This is a genomic window from Fimbriimonadia bacterium, assembly GCA_039961735.1.
GTDB lineage: Bacteria > Armatimonadota > Fimbriimonadia > Fimbriimonadales > JABRVX01 > JABRVX01.
In genome coordinates, this window is record JABRVX010000045.1 from 1 (window position 1) to 14137 (window position 14137).

Sequence of the window (14137 nt, forward strand, 5' to 3'; positions counted from 1 at the left end):
CCCCTCACCCCATCTTATCCCTCCGTCCGCCTACGGGTGGAGGGGACCATGTTGGGCCTCATCACTGACGAAGCATGACACCGCAACCACCCCCGCACCCCCAACCGTCATGCCGAGCCCGTCGAAGCACCCGTCATGCTGAGCCCGTCGAAGCATGCACCCACCAGTCGCGAACGCAGTATCATGACACGAACCGTCGTGGCTCTCGGAGACCTACTCCTCTCCACCCCGAGTCGGCCAGCCGAGGAGGTCGCGGATCCAGGGCTCGCGTGGGTCCACGGCACCCGCCTTAGTCAGCTTCGCGATTGCGTCCGAAAGCCGCGCCACGTCCTCGCGACTGGGCTCGGGCAAGGCGAAGCGTGGCATCGCCTCGCTGTCACCGTAGTTCAGCTCGATCAGCGGCCGTATCACCTGCTCTCCCATCACGCGGTCCTCGATCTCCCGCTTCAGTTTCCGTACACGAGACTCGACCACCGACTGGTGTACCCGTCCCAAGGCTAAACTGCCTACGCGATCTCCTTCGTCCAATAGCAGTGTGTTTCCTAACACGGCCTTCGCGAGCTCCTTGTCGTGGTACTGCACGAAGCGCTCGAACGCGGTGCCGTCTCCCGTCGGTTGTAGCAGCTGCAATTGCACCGAGCGCGGTAGCACGAACTCCGTGTTCGCAGCCGACACCCTCAACTGGTCGAGAAGCTCTTGCTGGAACTCGACACTCGCGCCGTCTTCATACATGGCAACGCGAGGGATGATGCCGTACTTCTCCACATACACTGCCCACCACTTCAGTGCATTATCCTTCGACCACCACGAGCGATAAGCACGTAGCAAGTCACCGCTGCCGTATGGGCTGCCGTACCGAGGCTCGTGAGCGTAGTGCACGAACTTCTCGGGCGGGTAGGGCTTTGCATGGCACACGCCGGGCACCGTGATGGTGATAGCATGCACGTCGCCTCGCTCATCCATCTCGAATCCTATGGTGGAGGGGTCCTTCGGCACGAATCGCAGCGGCACGATCTTGCCTGCGTAGGGCCCAGTGCGCACTGTGTGATACACCTTCTCGAGCACGCTGAATCCGATGCCCACCGCATCCAGCACATCGGAGATCAGGCCCTCCACCGTACCCAGCATCTGCTGGAACGCCCAGCGAACGAAGCCCGCTCGCTCGCGGCTGTTCTCATCGGGTCCTGCTGCATACACCCGCCACCCGTCGCCGATCGGCAGCCACCTTTTCACTGCGAGCGCCGCGGCGATCACCGGGTCGCGCTCCATCTTTCTCAACACGCTCCAACGCCGCCGCAGATCGTCGTATCCCGCAACCGGCTCCGTCGCAGCACCCACCGGATAGCGCATGGACTGCAGCACCGATCCCGTCAGGTGCGGCGTTCTATCCCCGAACAGCTTGCTCATCATGATCCCCCTACCAATCTGTTAGTGCCGAGTCCAGCCTATCTTCGCCCGCGCGTATCGTCCGCCCCTCAGGCACGAACCGCCGCAAGGCCCTCCAAGCCACGCCGAAGCTGTCCACCTGATCGTCGTGCGGTGCATCCGGAAAGCCACACACTTCCGCCAGCCAGTCGTCATTCCAACTACCATTCAGTAGCTTCACAAGGCCCGACTCGGCAGCTGCGATCCATTCCAGCGCCCTGCTCACCTTGTCGCGATCTGCCGAAATGGGTAGCAGAGGAACCGGTAGGCCGTCTCGCTTCAGCATCTGCACGGCGGCAAGTTGGAAGGCGTTGGCTTCCACCGCGATGGCATCCGCACGGTCGTGCAGCCCCTGCTCGGCGATCTCCCTGCGTACGGCAGGAAACTCCCTGCGCGCGCGCCACACGTCCAACACGTAGGTGACACCGTCCACTCCCAGGCCGAGTGTGGTTTTCACGGTGAAGTCGGCCTCGGTACGCTCGCTGGCAGCTAGGTCCCACCCACACACGATGCGTCGCAACGCGGGTGGACGATCCACCACCTCGAACCACTCACGCTTGAACAAGCGCCCTTCCAGACCGCTGGGGTCTCCAAGGTACATGCAGTTGTACAGCGCGCTGCCCATGTCGCGCCGTCGGCCTTGCAGGTACTCCAACGGAAAACGCTCCGGCCATAGCGCCGTGCCCTGGCCCCAATACCCCTCGGCGGGCATCGCGATGTGTGTGAAGCCCGCTTGGAGCAGCACGGGCGCGAGGTCGTCTTGGTGCCAGCGGGTCATGATGCACACGATCTTCGCGCCACGCTCCGCGCGTGTTAGCAGCGTGCGACGGCACCAAGTCGCTAGATGCCTGCGCGCCGCGGGGCTTCGTGCGGTCTCTTCGCTCATCGGGTCGTCTATCAGAATGCAGCTCGCTCTGCGACCTATCAGCGCAGAACTGCCCACTCCGCAGGCGAACATCGTCGAGTCCTTGTCGTCCGTTCGAGGCCTCGCGAGGTCCCAGTCTCCCCTCGTCCATCGGCCCCCCTTGCGCACATGAGGAAAGAGACGACGGTAAGGCGCGGACAACACCGTGCCCGCCACGGCGTCCGCTCTGTCTTCGGCTTGGGCGTCCGTGACCGAAACGAGGACGATGTGCTGCGACGGGTCGCGAGCCAGCCGCCACGCAGGATAGACGACCGCTATCCATGTGGACTTCCCGTGCTCCGGCGGCGCGGTGATCAGCACTCGCTCCGGCTCTGGGCCTTCCAGTGCTCGAATCCAAACGTCGTGATGGCGCGCAGCCTCGATGCCGTGCACAACGCGCCCATACACGGACAGCGAAGAAAGCGCGGCCAGGGCAAGGGCCCGTTTACCTGTCAATCGCCCGCTCCTGAATAAGTATCTCGTAGATGCGCTGACCGGCCTCCGGGCTGAGCGGGTGTGCAACCTCCTCTTCGGCGGACTCCGCAGTCAGCGACTCGAGCAGCAGCTTCACGGCCCAGCCCTGCCCCTGCTCGGCCTGTGAGACCAGCCCGGACTCCACCACCCGAGTGAACAAGTCGCCCTCGGGCAATCCCCTCTCGCCGGCGATTCGCCGAAACGCGTGCTCCACGGTGAGCGGCATGGGAGATGGGGAAGGGACCGGAGCCCGCGCGCCGTCCCCGTTGGCGCACCCCCCGGCGGCTCCGGTCACCTTCGTCTTGCGGCCGACCCGCGTCATGGACGCACGCCCTCGTCGTGCAGCCGTCTCATGCGGGCCAGGCAGTCCAGGTCGAAGTCGTCGTCTCCATCGAAAACGATCCAGTTCAGCTCGTCGGAGCAGTATTGTCTCAGCGCAGGGACCGGGTCGGCGAACTCAGCGAGCAGCCCCTGAAATCGGTCGAGGAACTCCCGGCACTCGGAGCAGAGGCTGCTCCAGGAGGAGTGTTCCTTGCCGCATGCCTCACACACGAAAACCATTCACGCCCCCTCATCCATGCAAAAGGTGTAGACATAAGTCTACCATAATTGTTGACTGTAGTCAATACCTAGGGGTAGAATGGGCGCGATGTCAAGAGCCCCGTTGCGGCAGACGCGGCCCGGCGCGTGGGGAATGCCCGGGTCCCCGCCTTCGCGGGAGCGACAATTGCCGAACGACGTAAGTGGTCAACCGGTCTTTCCCGCGAAGGCGGGGACCCGATGGATGCACGCGTGAGAAGGAGGTGGGAGCTGTGGCGAGAGCAGCGAGGTTTCTAGCCGAAGTGGAGCGTGTGATGCGAGAGCGCAAACTGAGCCAGCGCAAGCTCGCAGCGCTCGCCGGCGTCAACCCGTCCTACGTGTCCAACTGGATGCTGGGGCAGGTGGTTCCCTCGCCGGAGGTCGTACTGCGGCTTGCCCAAGCATTGCGAGAGCCGCGCGAGGTGTGGCTGCGGGCGGCGGGCTACGACCACTTGGCCGACCTTGCCTCACCCCCTGGCGCGTTCGTGGAAGTGACCGTCGAGGGCACTTGCCTCGCGGGGCAGGGCGAGGCACTGGTCGAGCCGCAGACCGCGGTCGTGCCGGAGGAGTTCGCGCGCGGGGCCGACTTCTACGTTCGAGTACAGGGCGACTCGATGGAGCCGGACTTTCCTCACGGGGCGCTGGTGGCCGTGAAGCGGTCGTTTCGCGTGGCGAGCGGCGATCCGGTGGTGGTGCAGGTGGAGGGGTGTCCCGTGGTCAAGCTGTGGGTGGATACGCCGACGGGACCCGTGCTCCGCAGTCGCAACCCGCGCCACCCGGACATTCCCCTCGGCGAGCACGAGGTGGTCGGCATCCCCATCCGCCTGCTCGTCATCCGCGACGTGTGAGGCGGCAAGACGAGCCCATTGGCCTAAGGCCCGCTCCTCAGCCGTTTCGTATTCACGCCGGCGCCGTATACTTCGCATGATTCGCATGAGTTTTCGTGCGGATTGGAAGGAGGGTCCGTGGCGAATCACGAGCAGTTTAGTTGTGAAAAGCACTTCTACGGGTCTGTCACCGTAGGGGAGCGAGGGCAGGTCGTTATCCCGGCGGAGGCGCGGCACGAGTTGGGTTACTACCCCGGTGACAAGCTACTGGTGATGCGGCATCCAGTGTACGCCGGGATTATGATGTGCAGGATTGACGCTGTGCGCTCCTTTCTCGACCTCATGGCCAAAGGGATTGAGAGCGTGGAACGCAAAGGAGCGTCGGAACTTACGAAGGAGGAGGACTAAGGATGGTTCTCGGTATGGCAGCCGCCCTCGCGGCTCTAAGCACCGTTGCGCTTCAGCAATCCCCTCAGATGCTTACTCTCGATCAGGCGATCGGAATCGCCCTGGAGAATAGCCTGTCCGTCCGCCGCGCTCGCGCCGAACTCGCGAAGAGCCGCGAGCAGGTCAATCAGGGCTATGCCGCGATGCGTCCTCAGGTCACCGGCTCGGCAACGTACACGCGCTTCGACAAGAAGACCACGGCGGAGTTTCCAGGCCAGGACCCCGACGGCAACTCGATCACCCAGTCCATCGTGATCCAACCCGAAGACTCGCGCACTGCCCAAGTGGTGCTCGGCCAGGCGGTGGACATCTCCGGCAAGCAACGGATCGGTGTGCGTGGCGCCAAGGCCCTTGAGACCGCGGCGCACGCGGGCCTGAGTGCGGAGGAAGCCGAAGTCGCGCTGCGCGTAAAGCTCGCGTACTACAACGTGCTGCGCGCGCAGGCCTCGGTGGCCATTGCCGAAGACGCAGTCAAGAACGCCGAGGAGCGGCAGCGCGTAGCCGAAGCCCAAGTAGAGGCAGGCACCGCGAGCAAGATAGACGTGTTGCGCGCAAAGACGCAAGTAGCCCAGAACCGCCAAGGGCTGATCTCGGCACGCAACGCCGTGGCCCTTGCGAAGGCGGCGTTCAACAACGTTTTGGCTCGTGCGGTGGACACGCCGTTCGAACTGGCACCCGCGGGCGATCTGCCCCAATGCAGAGGGAAGCTGGACGCTTTGACCGCCGAGGCATTCGAGAAGCGGCCGGAGCTGCGACAGCTCGAGTGGGTGGCTCGCGTACAGGAGTCGGTGCTGAGCCTGGAGCGGCTAGGGATGATGCCCTCGCTCACCCTTTCCGTGGTCGGAGACTTCAACTTTCGCACCACGCTGTTCAACAACCGCAGCGAGCGGTACACGGGTGCTGCGGTCCTCTCCTTCCCGCTGTACGACGGCAACATCACCAAGGCCCGTGTCGGGCAGGCCAAAGCAGACGTTGAGAAGTCGAGGGCCAGCTTCGAGGAAGCGAAGCTGGGAGTGGCCTTGCAGGTGAAGCAGGCACTGCTGTCGGTACAGGAGGCGTCGGAGCGTCTGGTGACCGCGGAGGCCGCGCTTGCCGAGGCGGAAGAGGTGCTGCGACTCGCCCAGCTCCGCTACAAGAACGAACTGGCGATTCAGCTCGAGGTCAGTGACGCCGAGTTGGCGCTGACTCAAGCCAAGCTGAACGCCCTGAACGCGCGATACGACTACCTGCAGGCCTACTCCCAACTGCAGCGTGCAGTCGGATCGGAGGATGTGTAAATGTTCCTAAAGAGAGTCCCTTTCGTGCTGCCGGCAGCACTCGCGCTCGCTATAGCAGGCTGCGGCGGTCCCGCGAAGGTCCAGCCCGAGCAGGCCCCGTCCGCAGGACCTGCAAAACCGGAGACCCGCACGGTGGTCCGCCTGGAACCGGCCAGGGTCGAGGAGATGGTGGAGACAGTCGAGATCACCGGAAGCTTGGCAGCACTCGACGATTTGACACTAAGCCCGAAGATCGCCGGGCGCCTGTCTCGAGTGTTGGTGCGTGAGGGCGATGCGGTTCGCGCAGGACAGCTCGTCGCGACGCAAGAGACGGATGAGCTGCTAACGCAGCTTCGCCAAGCAGAAGCGGGCCTTGCGTCGGCATGGTCTGCCCTTGCGCAGGCCGAGGCAGGCGCGCGGTCTTCGCCCGTGGTCACCGAGGCCACCATTCGCGCTGCAGAAGCTGGTCTGGCTCAGGCGAGAGCGACGCTGAAGAAACTGGAAGAGGGCGCCAGGCGGCAGGAGATCGAGCAGGCGCAGAAGACGGTAGATGCCGCGAAGGCAGCTTGGGACCTGGCCGTTGCCGACCATGCGCGCATTGCAGACCTCTACGCTAAGGATGCGGTGAGCAAGCAGCAGCTCGACATCGCGAAGACGGGCATGGACACTGCGCGCGCACAGTACGAGGCGGCTCAAGCCACCCTGAGCCTCGTCAAAGAGGGTACACGCGAAGAGGATATCGAGGCCGCGCGGCAGGCCGTGCGTCAAGCCGAGCAGCAGCTGGTTCAGGCCAAGGAGCTTCGCACCACCGACGTTGTTAGGCAAGAGCAGGTGGCCGCCGCACGCGCCGCGGTTGCACAGGCACGTGCGCAGGTGCAACTCGCCAACCAGCAGATCGAGAACACCCGCATCTATTCACCCGTGAGCGGACAGGTGGAAACACGCATGGGCCACCCGGGACAGATGGCCATGCCGGGGCAGGCGATCCTTCGAATTGTCAGCCTCGGCAGTGTGTACTTCGAGGGCAACGTCTCCGAGACGCAGTTAGCCAACATCGGCGTGGGTCAGCTGGTGACCGTTCGCCTGGATGCCTATCCGAACAGGACCCTGACTGGCCGCGTGGCAGCCTTGCGTCCGGTTGGCGACGACCAGGCGAGGTTGTTCACGGTACGCGTCGCTCTGGAGCGTGAAGGGCTCGTGCTGAAGCCGGGCATGTTCGCCCGGGGCGAGATTGCCGTTCGTCGCGTTCCTTCAGCGGTAGTAGTGCCAAAGGATGCGGTGGTGTCCCGGGGTGGCGAGCCAGTGGTGTTCGTCGTGAAGGGAGGCACCGCCCAGAAGCGCCCCGTCACGCTGGGCCTTAGCAACGCTCACTTGGTGCAGGTGATAGGTGTCGAGCCAGGCGAGCAAGTGGTAGTCAAAGGCGCAGACATGCTGGTAGACGGTGGCAAGGTGCAGTTAGAAAAGAGACAGGATGCCGACACCGACGAACCGGGACGTCCAGCGGGATCCGTCCGCTAGAGGGGAGCTCGGACTATGTGGCTTACCAAACTGGCCATCAACCGGCCGATTTTCATTCTCATGCTTGTCGTGGGCTCTATCGTGCTCGGCGGCTTGGCGCTGAACACCATGAGAGTGGAGCTTCAGCCGGAGGTCTCCTTCCCCGCAGTTACGGTAGTGGTGGCATACCCCGGTGCGGGTCCGGAGGAGGTGGAGACTCTCGTTGCGCGCAAGGTGGAGGACGCCATCAGCTCTGCCGCTGGGCTGCGCGAACTAACATCCACGTCTCAGGAAGGTGCGGCCGTCGTTCTGGCGACTTTTGACGTCGGTACTGATGTAGAGGTCGCGTTCAACGACGTGCGTGCCAAGGTGGAAGCGATTCGAGCTGACCTGCCACGAGACGCACTATCCCCTACTATCCAAAAGTTCGAGACTACCAGCGAGCCGATCCTGTACATGACGGTGTCCTCCACGCGTCCCTCTGCAGAGCTTCGAGACCTCGCGGACCGCGTGCTCAAGGACCGATTCAGCCGCATAGACGGGGTGGGCGCGATCGCAGTCACGGGAGGCGACGAGCGTGAGATACAGGTATCGGTCAGTAGGGAGAAGCTGATAGCCTACGGTCTACCCATCACGCAGGTTTGGAGCGCGATCCGTGCCGCAAACTACAATGTTCCCGCCGGGCGCTCCATCGAGGGCAATCGTGAGTACACGGTTCGAATCTACGGCGAGTTCCGCACCATAGACGAGCTGCGCAGTCTACGCATACAGCTTCAGAATCGCGCCAATCCCATGGCCAAGGGGCCTGTCATACGGTTATCTGACATAGCCGAGGTGACGGACTCGGTGGCCGAGCGAACCACGGAGACGAGGCTGGACGGAAACGACAGCATTGCCATGGTGTTTCAGAAGCAGAGCCAAGGCAACGCCGTCGAAATCTCCAAGGCGGTCAAGCTCGAGGTCGAGGAGCTGAAGAAGGAGTATCCGGATCTCGTGTTCACTACCATCGAAGACCAGGCGAAGCACGTCGAGGAGAGCCTTACCGACCTGAAGGTGAGTCTGTACGTAGGCATCGCCTTGGTCATAGGTATCATCTTCCTGTTCCTGCACAACCTGCGGGGAACCATCATCGTGGCAATCGCCATACCGACGTGCATTCTTGCCACCTTCATGCTGCTCAAGGCTCTCGGGTTCACCCTCAACACGATGACTATGCTCGGCATCTCGCTTGCGGTCGGAATCCTCGTGGACGATGCCATCGTGGTGCTGGAGAACATCTACAGGCACCTAACCATGGGGGAGCCCCCACCTCAGGCGGCGCTGAACGGGCGAATGGAGATCGGACTCGCTGCCATTGTCATCACGCTGGTAGACGTCGTGGTGTTTATCCCGATCGCCCTGATGGGTGGGGTCGTCGGCCAGTTCTTCCGCAGCTTCGGTATCACCGTTGCGACGGCGACCCTGCTTTCGCTGTTCGTATCGTTCACAGTGACTCCGATGCTCGCCGCCCGATGGTACCGTTCGGGCGAGCAGATCGAACACGTCAGCGGTTTCTTCGGTCTGTTCGAGAGGGTGTGGGGAGCTTGCACCAGGGCCTATCGCGTGTCTTTGGCCGCCGCCCTCAGGCACCGATGGCTTACCGTGTTCCTGGGTGCTGGCGTGCTGTTTTCGGTCTTCTTCCTGATTGCCGGCTCGTTCATGCCGAGCTATGCAGCCTCGGCGGGCGCGGTGTCAGCGATTGCCATGTACCTACTCGGCATTGCCGCCGTGTTAGCACTCATTTCGGTGCTGCGTCGGCGCGCGGAGTGGTTCCGGGCCGGAGCGCTGTTCGCCATGTGGGCGGGAATGTTCGCGGCTTCCATGCTTCTTGGCACGTTTCTGGGCCAACTCAAGGGTCAGCCCGTCTTCCAGTTCCGGTTCGCTCCCAGCACAGACACCGCTAACGTCTCCATAAACATGCTGTTCCCCGCCGGCACGTCGCTGGATTCCACCAAGCGCGAGGTGGAGAGGGTGGAGAAGATCGCGATGGCCACGAAGGACGTCAAGTATGTTTTCTCCACCATCGGCTCTACTGCCAGCGGCTTCTTCGGCTCCGGCGAGTCGGGGTCACAGGTGGCACAGCTTCGCGTGGTCCTGAACGATAAGCGAAGCTTCGGCGAGCAGCTGCTCGGCAGAACCGGTCCAGACATTCGTACCCGACCAGACACCATCGTTGCAGACGAGTTGCGCGCGAAGATCGGACGCATCCCCGACTGCACGCTGACCGTGAGCGCGGTGAGCGGTTGGGGATGGGGCGCACCAATCATCATCTCGCTGTACGGTCAGGACGCAGACCTGGTAGGAAAGAGTGCCGAGCAGGTGCGCGATGCCATTTCGGAGATACCAGGAGTAGTGGATGCCGATATCTCCACGAAGCCCGGAAAACCCGAGATACGCGCTTACGTGGATCGCACGCGCATGGCCGACCTGGGTGTTAGCGTAGAAGAGTTGGGCAGCGCGATGCGTATTGCCTACGAGGGCGACGACACGATCAAATTTCGCGAGAACGGCCAGGAGTATCCGATTCGCGTGCGACTCTCCGAGCGGGACCGAAACGTGGTGCGATTGGTGGAGACCGTCCCCGTGGCGTTCTCGCAGAACGGCGGCCTGCTGACACTTCAAGATCTCACGACGCCAAGGCCCGCCTTTGGACCTACCAAAATCACACGACGCGATAAGCAGCGCGAGGTGCAGGTCACAGCGCAACTCCTGCCCGGCTACAACCCGGGTAGCATGCAGCGAGTGATTGACGGCAAGTTGGCCGAGATGAACCTACCACCAGAGGGAGTGACGAAGGCATGGCAGGGCGAGAACCGAGTGATGGGCGATGAGCAGGGATACATGTTCAGGGCGTTGCTACTCTCGCTGATCCTCGTCTACATGCTGATGGCATCTCTATTCGACAACCTGCTGTACCCATTCATCATCATGCTTTCGCAACCGCAGGCTTTGGCAGGCGCGCTGCTCTCGCTCATCATAACAGGCTACGAGCTGAACATCGTCGGCTTCATCGGCATCATCATGCTCGTGGGACTGGTAGGGAAGAATGCGATTCTGCTGGTGGACTATACCAACACCCTGAGGCGACGCGGAAGAGGGCGAGAAGAAGCGCTGGTGGAAGCGGGACCGATACGTCTGAGACCCATCTCTATGACCACCTTGGCTCTGGTTCTGGCTATGCTCCCGGTCGCTCTCGCGCTCGGCCGCGGCTCGGAGTTCCGCGCCACGCTAGGCATCATCATCATCGGTGGTATGACGCTGTCCACGCTGCTCACACTGCTGGTCATTCCATGCAGCTACACCATCGTGGACGATTTCAGCAACTGGCTGGGCCGCAAGGTGTTCCGGCGACGAGAGGGCGCATCTATTCAGGTGTAGTCAGCAGGAATCCGGGCCCTTGGGCGGGAAGCGCGAAACCATGCGCGCGAGGGACGGCTTGGTCGCTGGAGTGGACGAGGCGGGGCGCGGTCCATTGGCGGGCCCTGTGCTCGCAGCCGCCGTGATCCTCGATGCCGAACGGCCCATTGGTGGCTTGCGCGATTCCAAGGCGTTGACGCCCACCCGAAGAGAGCGTCTGGAGGCCGAGATTCGGCAGCGGGCGCTGGCTTGGTCGGTCGGGATCGCGAGCGCCGCAGAAGTAGATCGGCTGAACGTGCTGCAGGCCACCTTCGCGGCAATGCGACGTGCGGTGCGCTGCCTCTCTGTCGCGCCCGATTGGTGCCTCGTGGACGGCAACAAGACCATCCCTCGTCTGGGGCTACCCCAATCCGCCATCGTGGATGGCGATGCGTCCGAGCCTTGCATCGCCGCCGCCTCCATTCTCGCCAAAGTATGGAGGGACCGTGTCATGGTGTTGCTGGATGAGCGCTATCCGGGATACGGCTTCGCACGACACAAGGGCTACCACTGCCCTCAGCACATCGAGGCGCTCCGTCGTCTCGGCCCCTGTGCAGAGCACCGTCGCTCGTTCGCGCCGATGTGTGGCGAGCAGTTGGTCCTTGCGCTGACGGACGTCGTGGAGACGGGTACGCGCGGTGCCTAGGGAGGGCGAGCGGAAGAAGGCCGTCGGCAGGATCGGCGAGGAGGTCGCGGTACGCTATCTCGAGAGTCGCGGCTTTCGAGTGCTTGCCCGCAACTGGCGGGGCCCGACCGGCGAGCTGGACATCATTGCCGAAGATGGCGAGACTTTGGTCTTTGTCGAGGTTCGGACACGCAGCCGGCCCTCGGCAGTGGCCCCTTCCGAGTGGTTCCCCATAAGCAAGCGTCGCAAGCTGTTGGCCGCCGCCTGGGACTACCCGAGCGAGGACGACCGACCCCGTCGCTTCGACGTGATCGGCGTGACCCTCGGTCCTGGCTTGCCCAAGGTCGCCCACTACCCCGCCGCCTTCGGCGAGGAGGGGAGCTAGAGCTCGTCCTACCGGCGGCCCGCCGAACAACGTTCATCGCCTGGACGGCGAACTTACGGGCGCCCCAGACCTGGTGGTACGCGGGTGACGGTGTGCCAAGGCGCGACCCAGTAGAAACACTCGCAAAAAAAAAGATGGACCGGTCTTGACATCGGGCCAATCTTCTGATACCATATGCGTACCATCCAGGTTGGGGCGTATGCCTTAGGAGGGCGGAGACTTTCTGCCTTCCTTTTTTTTCTTTCGATTCCGGGCCATAATGCTCCAAGCGCCGTGAAGGACCTGTCGAACCACGCTCAAACCCTCCGAGACCTTGCCGCTTTGCTGCACAAGCACGGCCTAACCGAGCTCACCTACGAAGAGGGCAAGGTACGTATTCGCATTCGTCGGGAGCCCCTCGAGCACGAGACCATGGTGCCATCGCTTACCGGGCTGGCCGAGCCGGCCTCGACCGAGGCACCTCCCACCGGCGAGCCCGTCGAATCGCCGTTCATGGGCGTCTTCTATCGCTCGAGGCGACCCAACGAGCCCCCCTTCGTCGAAGAGGGCGACCGCATTGACGAAGGCGAGGTCCTGTGTCTACTGGAAGCCAACAAGGTTTTCAGTGAGCTAGCGAGCCCGATTGCGGGTGTCGTGTCCAAGATCACGCGAGAGAACGGGGCTTTGGTGCAGCCGGGTGAAGTGCTCTTCTACATCGAGCCGTCTTCTGCGGTAGTCTAACATCCATGCCAGAGCTACTCGTCGCTTCCGTTCAGTTCGCGCCTGCCTACGCCGACGTCGAGAACAATCTCTCCCGGGTCATCGCACTTCTTCGGGACGCTGCCGGGCGCGGCGCCAAGCTGGTCGTTTTCCCCGAGTGCGCGCTCACCGGGTACGGATTCCCCGACCGCGAAACTGCGCTGAACCACGCGATGGCCGCCGACGGGCCGGAGGTCCGGTCTCTAGCCGGTGAGTGCGCGCGGCTCGGTGTGTGCGCTGCAATCGGCTTCACCGAGCGAGGAGATCCGGGGCTGTTCAACAGCGCCGCGCTGCTCGGCCCGGACGGTCTGCTGGGCGTATACCGCAAGACCCACCTGCCTTGGATCGGGCTGGATCGCTTTGCCGACAAGGGCTCCGCCCTGCCCGTGTTCGACACGCCGTTCGGGCGCTTTGGCATTCTCATCTGCTACGACCTGCGGTTCCCGGAGGCTGGCGTGTCGCTCGCCCTACGCGGCGCGGATGCCATTCTGGTCCCCACCAATTGGCCGGAGGGGGCGGAAAGCTCGCCCCACTTCCTGGCTCCCGCACGAGCAAACGAAAACCGGCTCTACGTCATCGCCTCCAACCGCGTGGGGGAGGAAGCAGGCTTTCGCTTCATCGGCAAGAGCGGCATCTGGGGCTTCGACGGCAAACCGATCGCATTCGCGGACCATGCAGACGAGACCATCCTGACCGCCACCATAGACCCCGAGAAGGCTCGTCAGAAGCGCGTAATCGTCAAGCCAGGCGAGTTCGAGTCGGAGCCGCTGGCAGACCGTCGGCCGGAGCTGTATGACCTGCAGTCGCTTCGCAGACCGCCGAGCAACGCAGAGTAGCCGCGAAGGAACGTGACCGCATGAGGAGAAGCCGATAGCCGATGGGTGAGGTGGATTCTGCCCGATTGCTGCAGTACGTCGGCTTCGTAGTCGGCGGCTTCCTCTTGGGATCGCTTCCGTTCGGCTTTTGGCTGTGCAAGCTGCTGAAGGGCGTGGACATTCGCACGGTGGGGAGCGGCAACATCGGTGCGACCAACGTCTTTCGTTGCGCCGGACCGCTGATCGGCACTGTCGTGCTGCTCTTGGACGTTGCGAAGGGGTTCATGCCTGCTGTGGTCGGGCGCATGGTCGCGGGGCCGGACCTTGCGGTGGCCGCAGGTGCCGCGGCGGTTCTCGGTCACACCTTCTCCCCGTTTCTCGGGTTTCGCGGCGGCAAGGGCGTTGCGGCCGCGCTGGGGCTGCTTCTGGGGGCTACTCCGGGCATCGCGGGCGGCGCTCTAGCCAGTTTCGCGGTAGTGTTCGCCGTCACGCGATGGGTGTCTCTGGCCTCGCTCCTCGGGGCGCTCAGCGCGGCAGTGCTGGTGCTCGTGATTGATTCGCCGACGTCCGTGCGCGCTCTGATCCTGGTGATCGCGGTTCTGCTGATCGTGAATCACCGCGCGAACATCCGCCGTCTGCTGCGTGGGGAAGAGCCGAAATTCCGTTTCGGCGGCTCGAAGGCCGCAGATGCCGCGCATACGTCGGAGCCCGCGTCGGTGTAGTCGCGATC

Annotated in this window: 14 protein-coding genes; 10 read left to right on the top strand and 4 right to left on the bottom strand. The window is 63.3% G+C overall.

The annotated features are described in order from the left end of the window. Positions 1-213: 213 nt before the first annotated feature. The 4 genes from HRF45_10770 to HRF45_10785 are packed head-to-tail and all read right to left on the bottom strand — an operon-like array spanning position 214 to position 3364. Positions 214-1410: a DUF935 family protein gene (locus HRF45_10770; GenBank protein MEP0767007.1), complete on the bottom strand. Its 1197-nt coding sequence runs from the start codon at positions 1408-1410 to the stop codon at positions 214-216. 7 nt (positions 1411-1417) lie between these two features. After that, the gene (terL, locus tag HRF45_10775; protein MEP0767008.1) at positions 1418-2785 is read right to left on the bottom strand and encodes a phage terminase large subunit; all 1368 of its coding nucleotides are present in this window, start codon (positions 2783-2785) and stop codon (positions 1418-1420) included. Continuing rightward, on the bottom strand, positions 2775-3125 hold the full coding sequence (locus HRF45_10780) for a hypothetical protein (protein ID MEP0767009.1): 351 nt from the start codon (positions 3123-3125) through the stop codon (positions 2775-2777). Before HRF45_10780 ends, terL begins: the two co-directional genes overlap by 11 nt. Continuing rightward, a complete protein-coding gene (locus HRF45_10785; GenBank protein ID MEP0767010.1) occupies positions 3122-3364 on the bottom strand; it encodes a hypothetical protein in 243 nt (80 codons plus the stop codon). Before HRF45_10785 ends, HRF45_10780 begins: the two co-directional genes overlap by 4 nt. 251 nt (positions 3365-3615) lie before the next feature. Between HRF45_10785 and HRF45_10790 the strand changes: the two genes are divergently transcribed. From HRF45_10790 to plsY, 10 genes are all read left to right on the top strand, one after another. Beyond that, positions 3616-4230: a LexA family transcriptional regulator gene (locus HRF45_10790; protein ID MEP0767011.1), complete on the top strand. Its 615-nt coding sequence runs from the start codon at positions 3616-3618 to the stop codon at positions 4228-4230. Positions 4231-4347: 117 nt separating this feature from the next. Continuing rightward, positions 4348-4617 carry an AbrB/MazE/SpoVT family DNA-binding domain-containing protein gene (locus HRF45_10795; GenBank protein ID MEP0767012.1) on the top strand — a complete coding sequence of 90 codons (270 nt, stop codon included), beginning with the start codon at positions 4348-4350 and terminating at the stop codon, positions 4615-4617. A gap of 2 nt (positions 4618-4619) precedes the next feature. Further along, positions 4620-5933, top strand: a complete 1314-nt coding sequence (locus tag HRF45_10800) for a TolC family protein (GenBank protein MEP0767013.1) — start codon at positions 4620-4622, stop codon at positions 5931-5933. Further along, positions 5934-7430, top strand: coding sequence for an efflux RND transporter periplasmic adaptor subunit (locus tag HRF45_10805; GenBank protein ID MEP0767014.1), 1497 nt, complete (start codon positions 5934-5936; stop codon positions 7428-7430). A gap of 15 nt (positions 7431-7445) precedes the next feature. Then, positions 7446-10826 (top strand): efflux RND transporter permease subunit, encoded by a 3381-nt coding sequence (locus tag HRF45_10810; protein MEP0767015.1) that lies wholly within the window; start codon positions 7446-7448, stop codon positions 10824-10826. A 40-nt stretch (positions 10827-10866) separates the two neighbouring features. Then, positions 10867-11490 (top strand): ribonuclease HII, encoded by a 624-nt coding sequence (gene rnhB / locus HRF45_10815; GenBank protein ID MEP0767016.1) that lies wholly within the window; start codon positions 10867-10869, stop codon positions 11488-11490. Continuing rightward, positions 11483-11854 (top strand): YraN family protein, encoded by a 372-nt coding sequence (locus HRF45_10820; GenBank protein MEP0767017.1) that lies wholly within the window; start codon positions 11483-11485, stop codon positions 11852-11854. The genes rnhB and HRF45_10820 overlap by 8 nt, the downstream gene beginning before the upstream one ends. Before the next feature lie 273 nt (positions 11855-12127). After that, complete coding sequence (locus HRF45_10825) at positions 12128-12574, top strand: acetyl-CoA carboxylase biotin carboxyl carrier protein (protein ID MEP0767018.1); 447 nt, start codon at positions 12128-12130, stop codon at positions 12572-12574. 5 nt (positions 12575-12579) lie between these two features. Beyond that, positions 12580-13428: a carbon-nitrogen hydrolase family protein gene (locus HRF45_10830; GenBank protein MEP0767019.1), complete on the top strand. Its 849-nt coding sequence runs from the start codon at positions 12580-12582 to the stop codon at positions 13426-13428. Positions 13429-13469: 41 nt separating this feature from the next. Beyond that, the gene (gene plsY / locus HRF45_10835; GenBank protein MEP0767020.1) at positions 13470-14129 is read left to right on the top strand and encodes a glycerol-3-phosphate 1-O-acyltransferase PlsY; all 660 of its coding nucleotides are present in this window, start codon (positions 13470-13472) and stop codon (positions 14127-14129) included. The last annotated feature ends 8 nt before the right edge of the window (positions 14130-14137 follow it).

What these genes read in the sequence shown, in the direction of transcription:
- HRF45_10770 (MEP0767007.1), bottom strand. Translation starts at nt 1,410, where the DNA reads ATGATGAGCAAGCTGTTCGGGGATAGAACGCCGCACCTGACGGGATCG.
- HRF45_10780 (MEP0767009.1), bottom strand. Translation starts at nt 3,125, where the DNA reads ATGACGCGGGTCGGCCGCAAGACGAAGGTGACCGGAGCCGCCGGGGGG.
- HRF45_10785 (MEP0767010.1), bottom strand. Translation starts at nt 3,364, where the DNA reads ATGGTTTTCGTGTGTGAGGCATGCGGCAAGGAACACTCCTCCTGGAGC.
- HRF45_10800 (MEP0767013.1), top strand. Translation starts at nt 4,620, where the DNA reads ATGGTTCTCGGTATGGCAGCCGCCCTCGCGGCTCTAAGCACCGTTGCG.
- HRF45_10805 (MEP0767014.1), top strand. Translation starts at nt 5,934, where the DNA reads ATGTTCCTAAAGAGAGTCCCTTTCGTGCTGCCGGCAGCACTCGCGCTC.
- HRF45_10810 (MEP0767015.1), top strand. Translation starts at nt 7,446, where the DNA reads ATGTGGCTTACCAAACTGGCCATCAACCGGCCGATTTTCATTCTCATG.
- rnhB (MEP0767016.1), top strand. Translation starts at nt 10,867, where the DNA reads ATGCGCGCGAGGGACGGCTTGGTCGCTGGAGTGGACGAGGCGGGGCGC.
- HRF45_10830 (MEP0767019.1), top strand. Translation starts at nt 12,580, where the DNA reads ATGCCAGAGCTACTCGTCGCTTCCGTTCAGTTCGCGCCTGCCTACGCC.
- plsY (MEP0767020.1), top strand. Translation starts at nt 13,470, where the DNA reads ATGGGTGAGGTGGATTCTGCCCGATTGCTGCAGTACGTCGGCTTCGTA.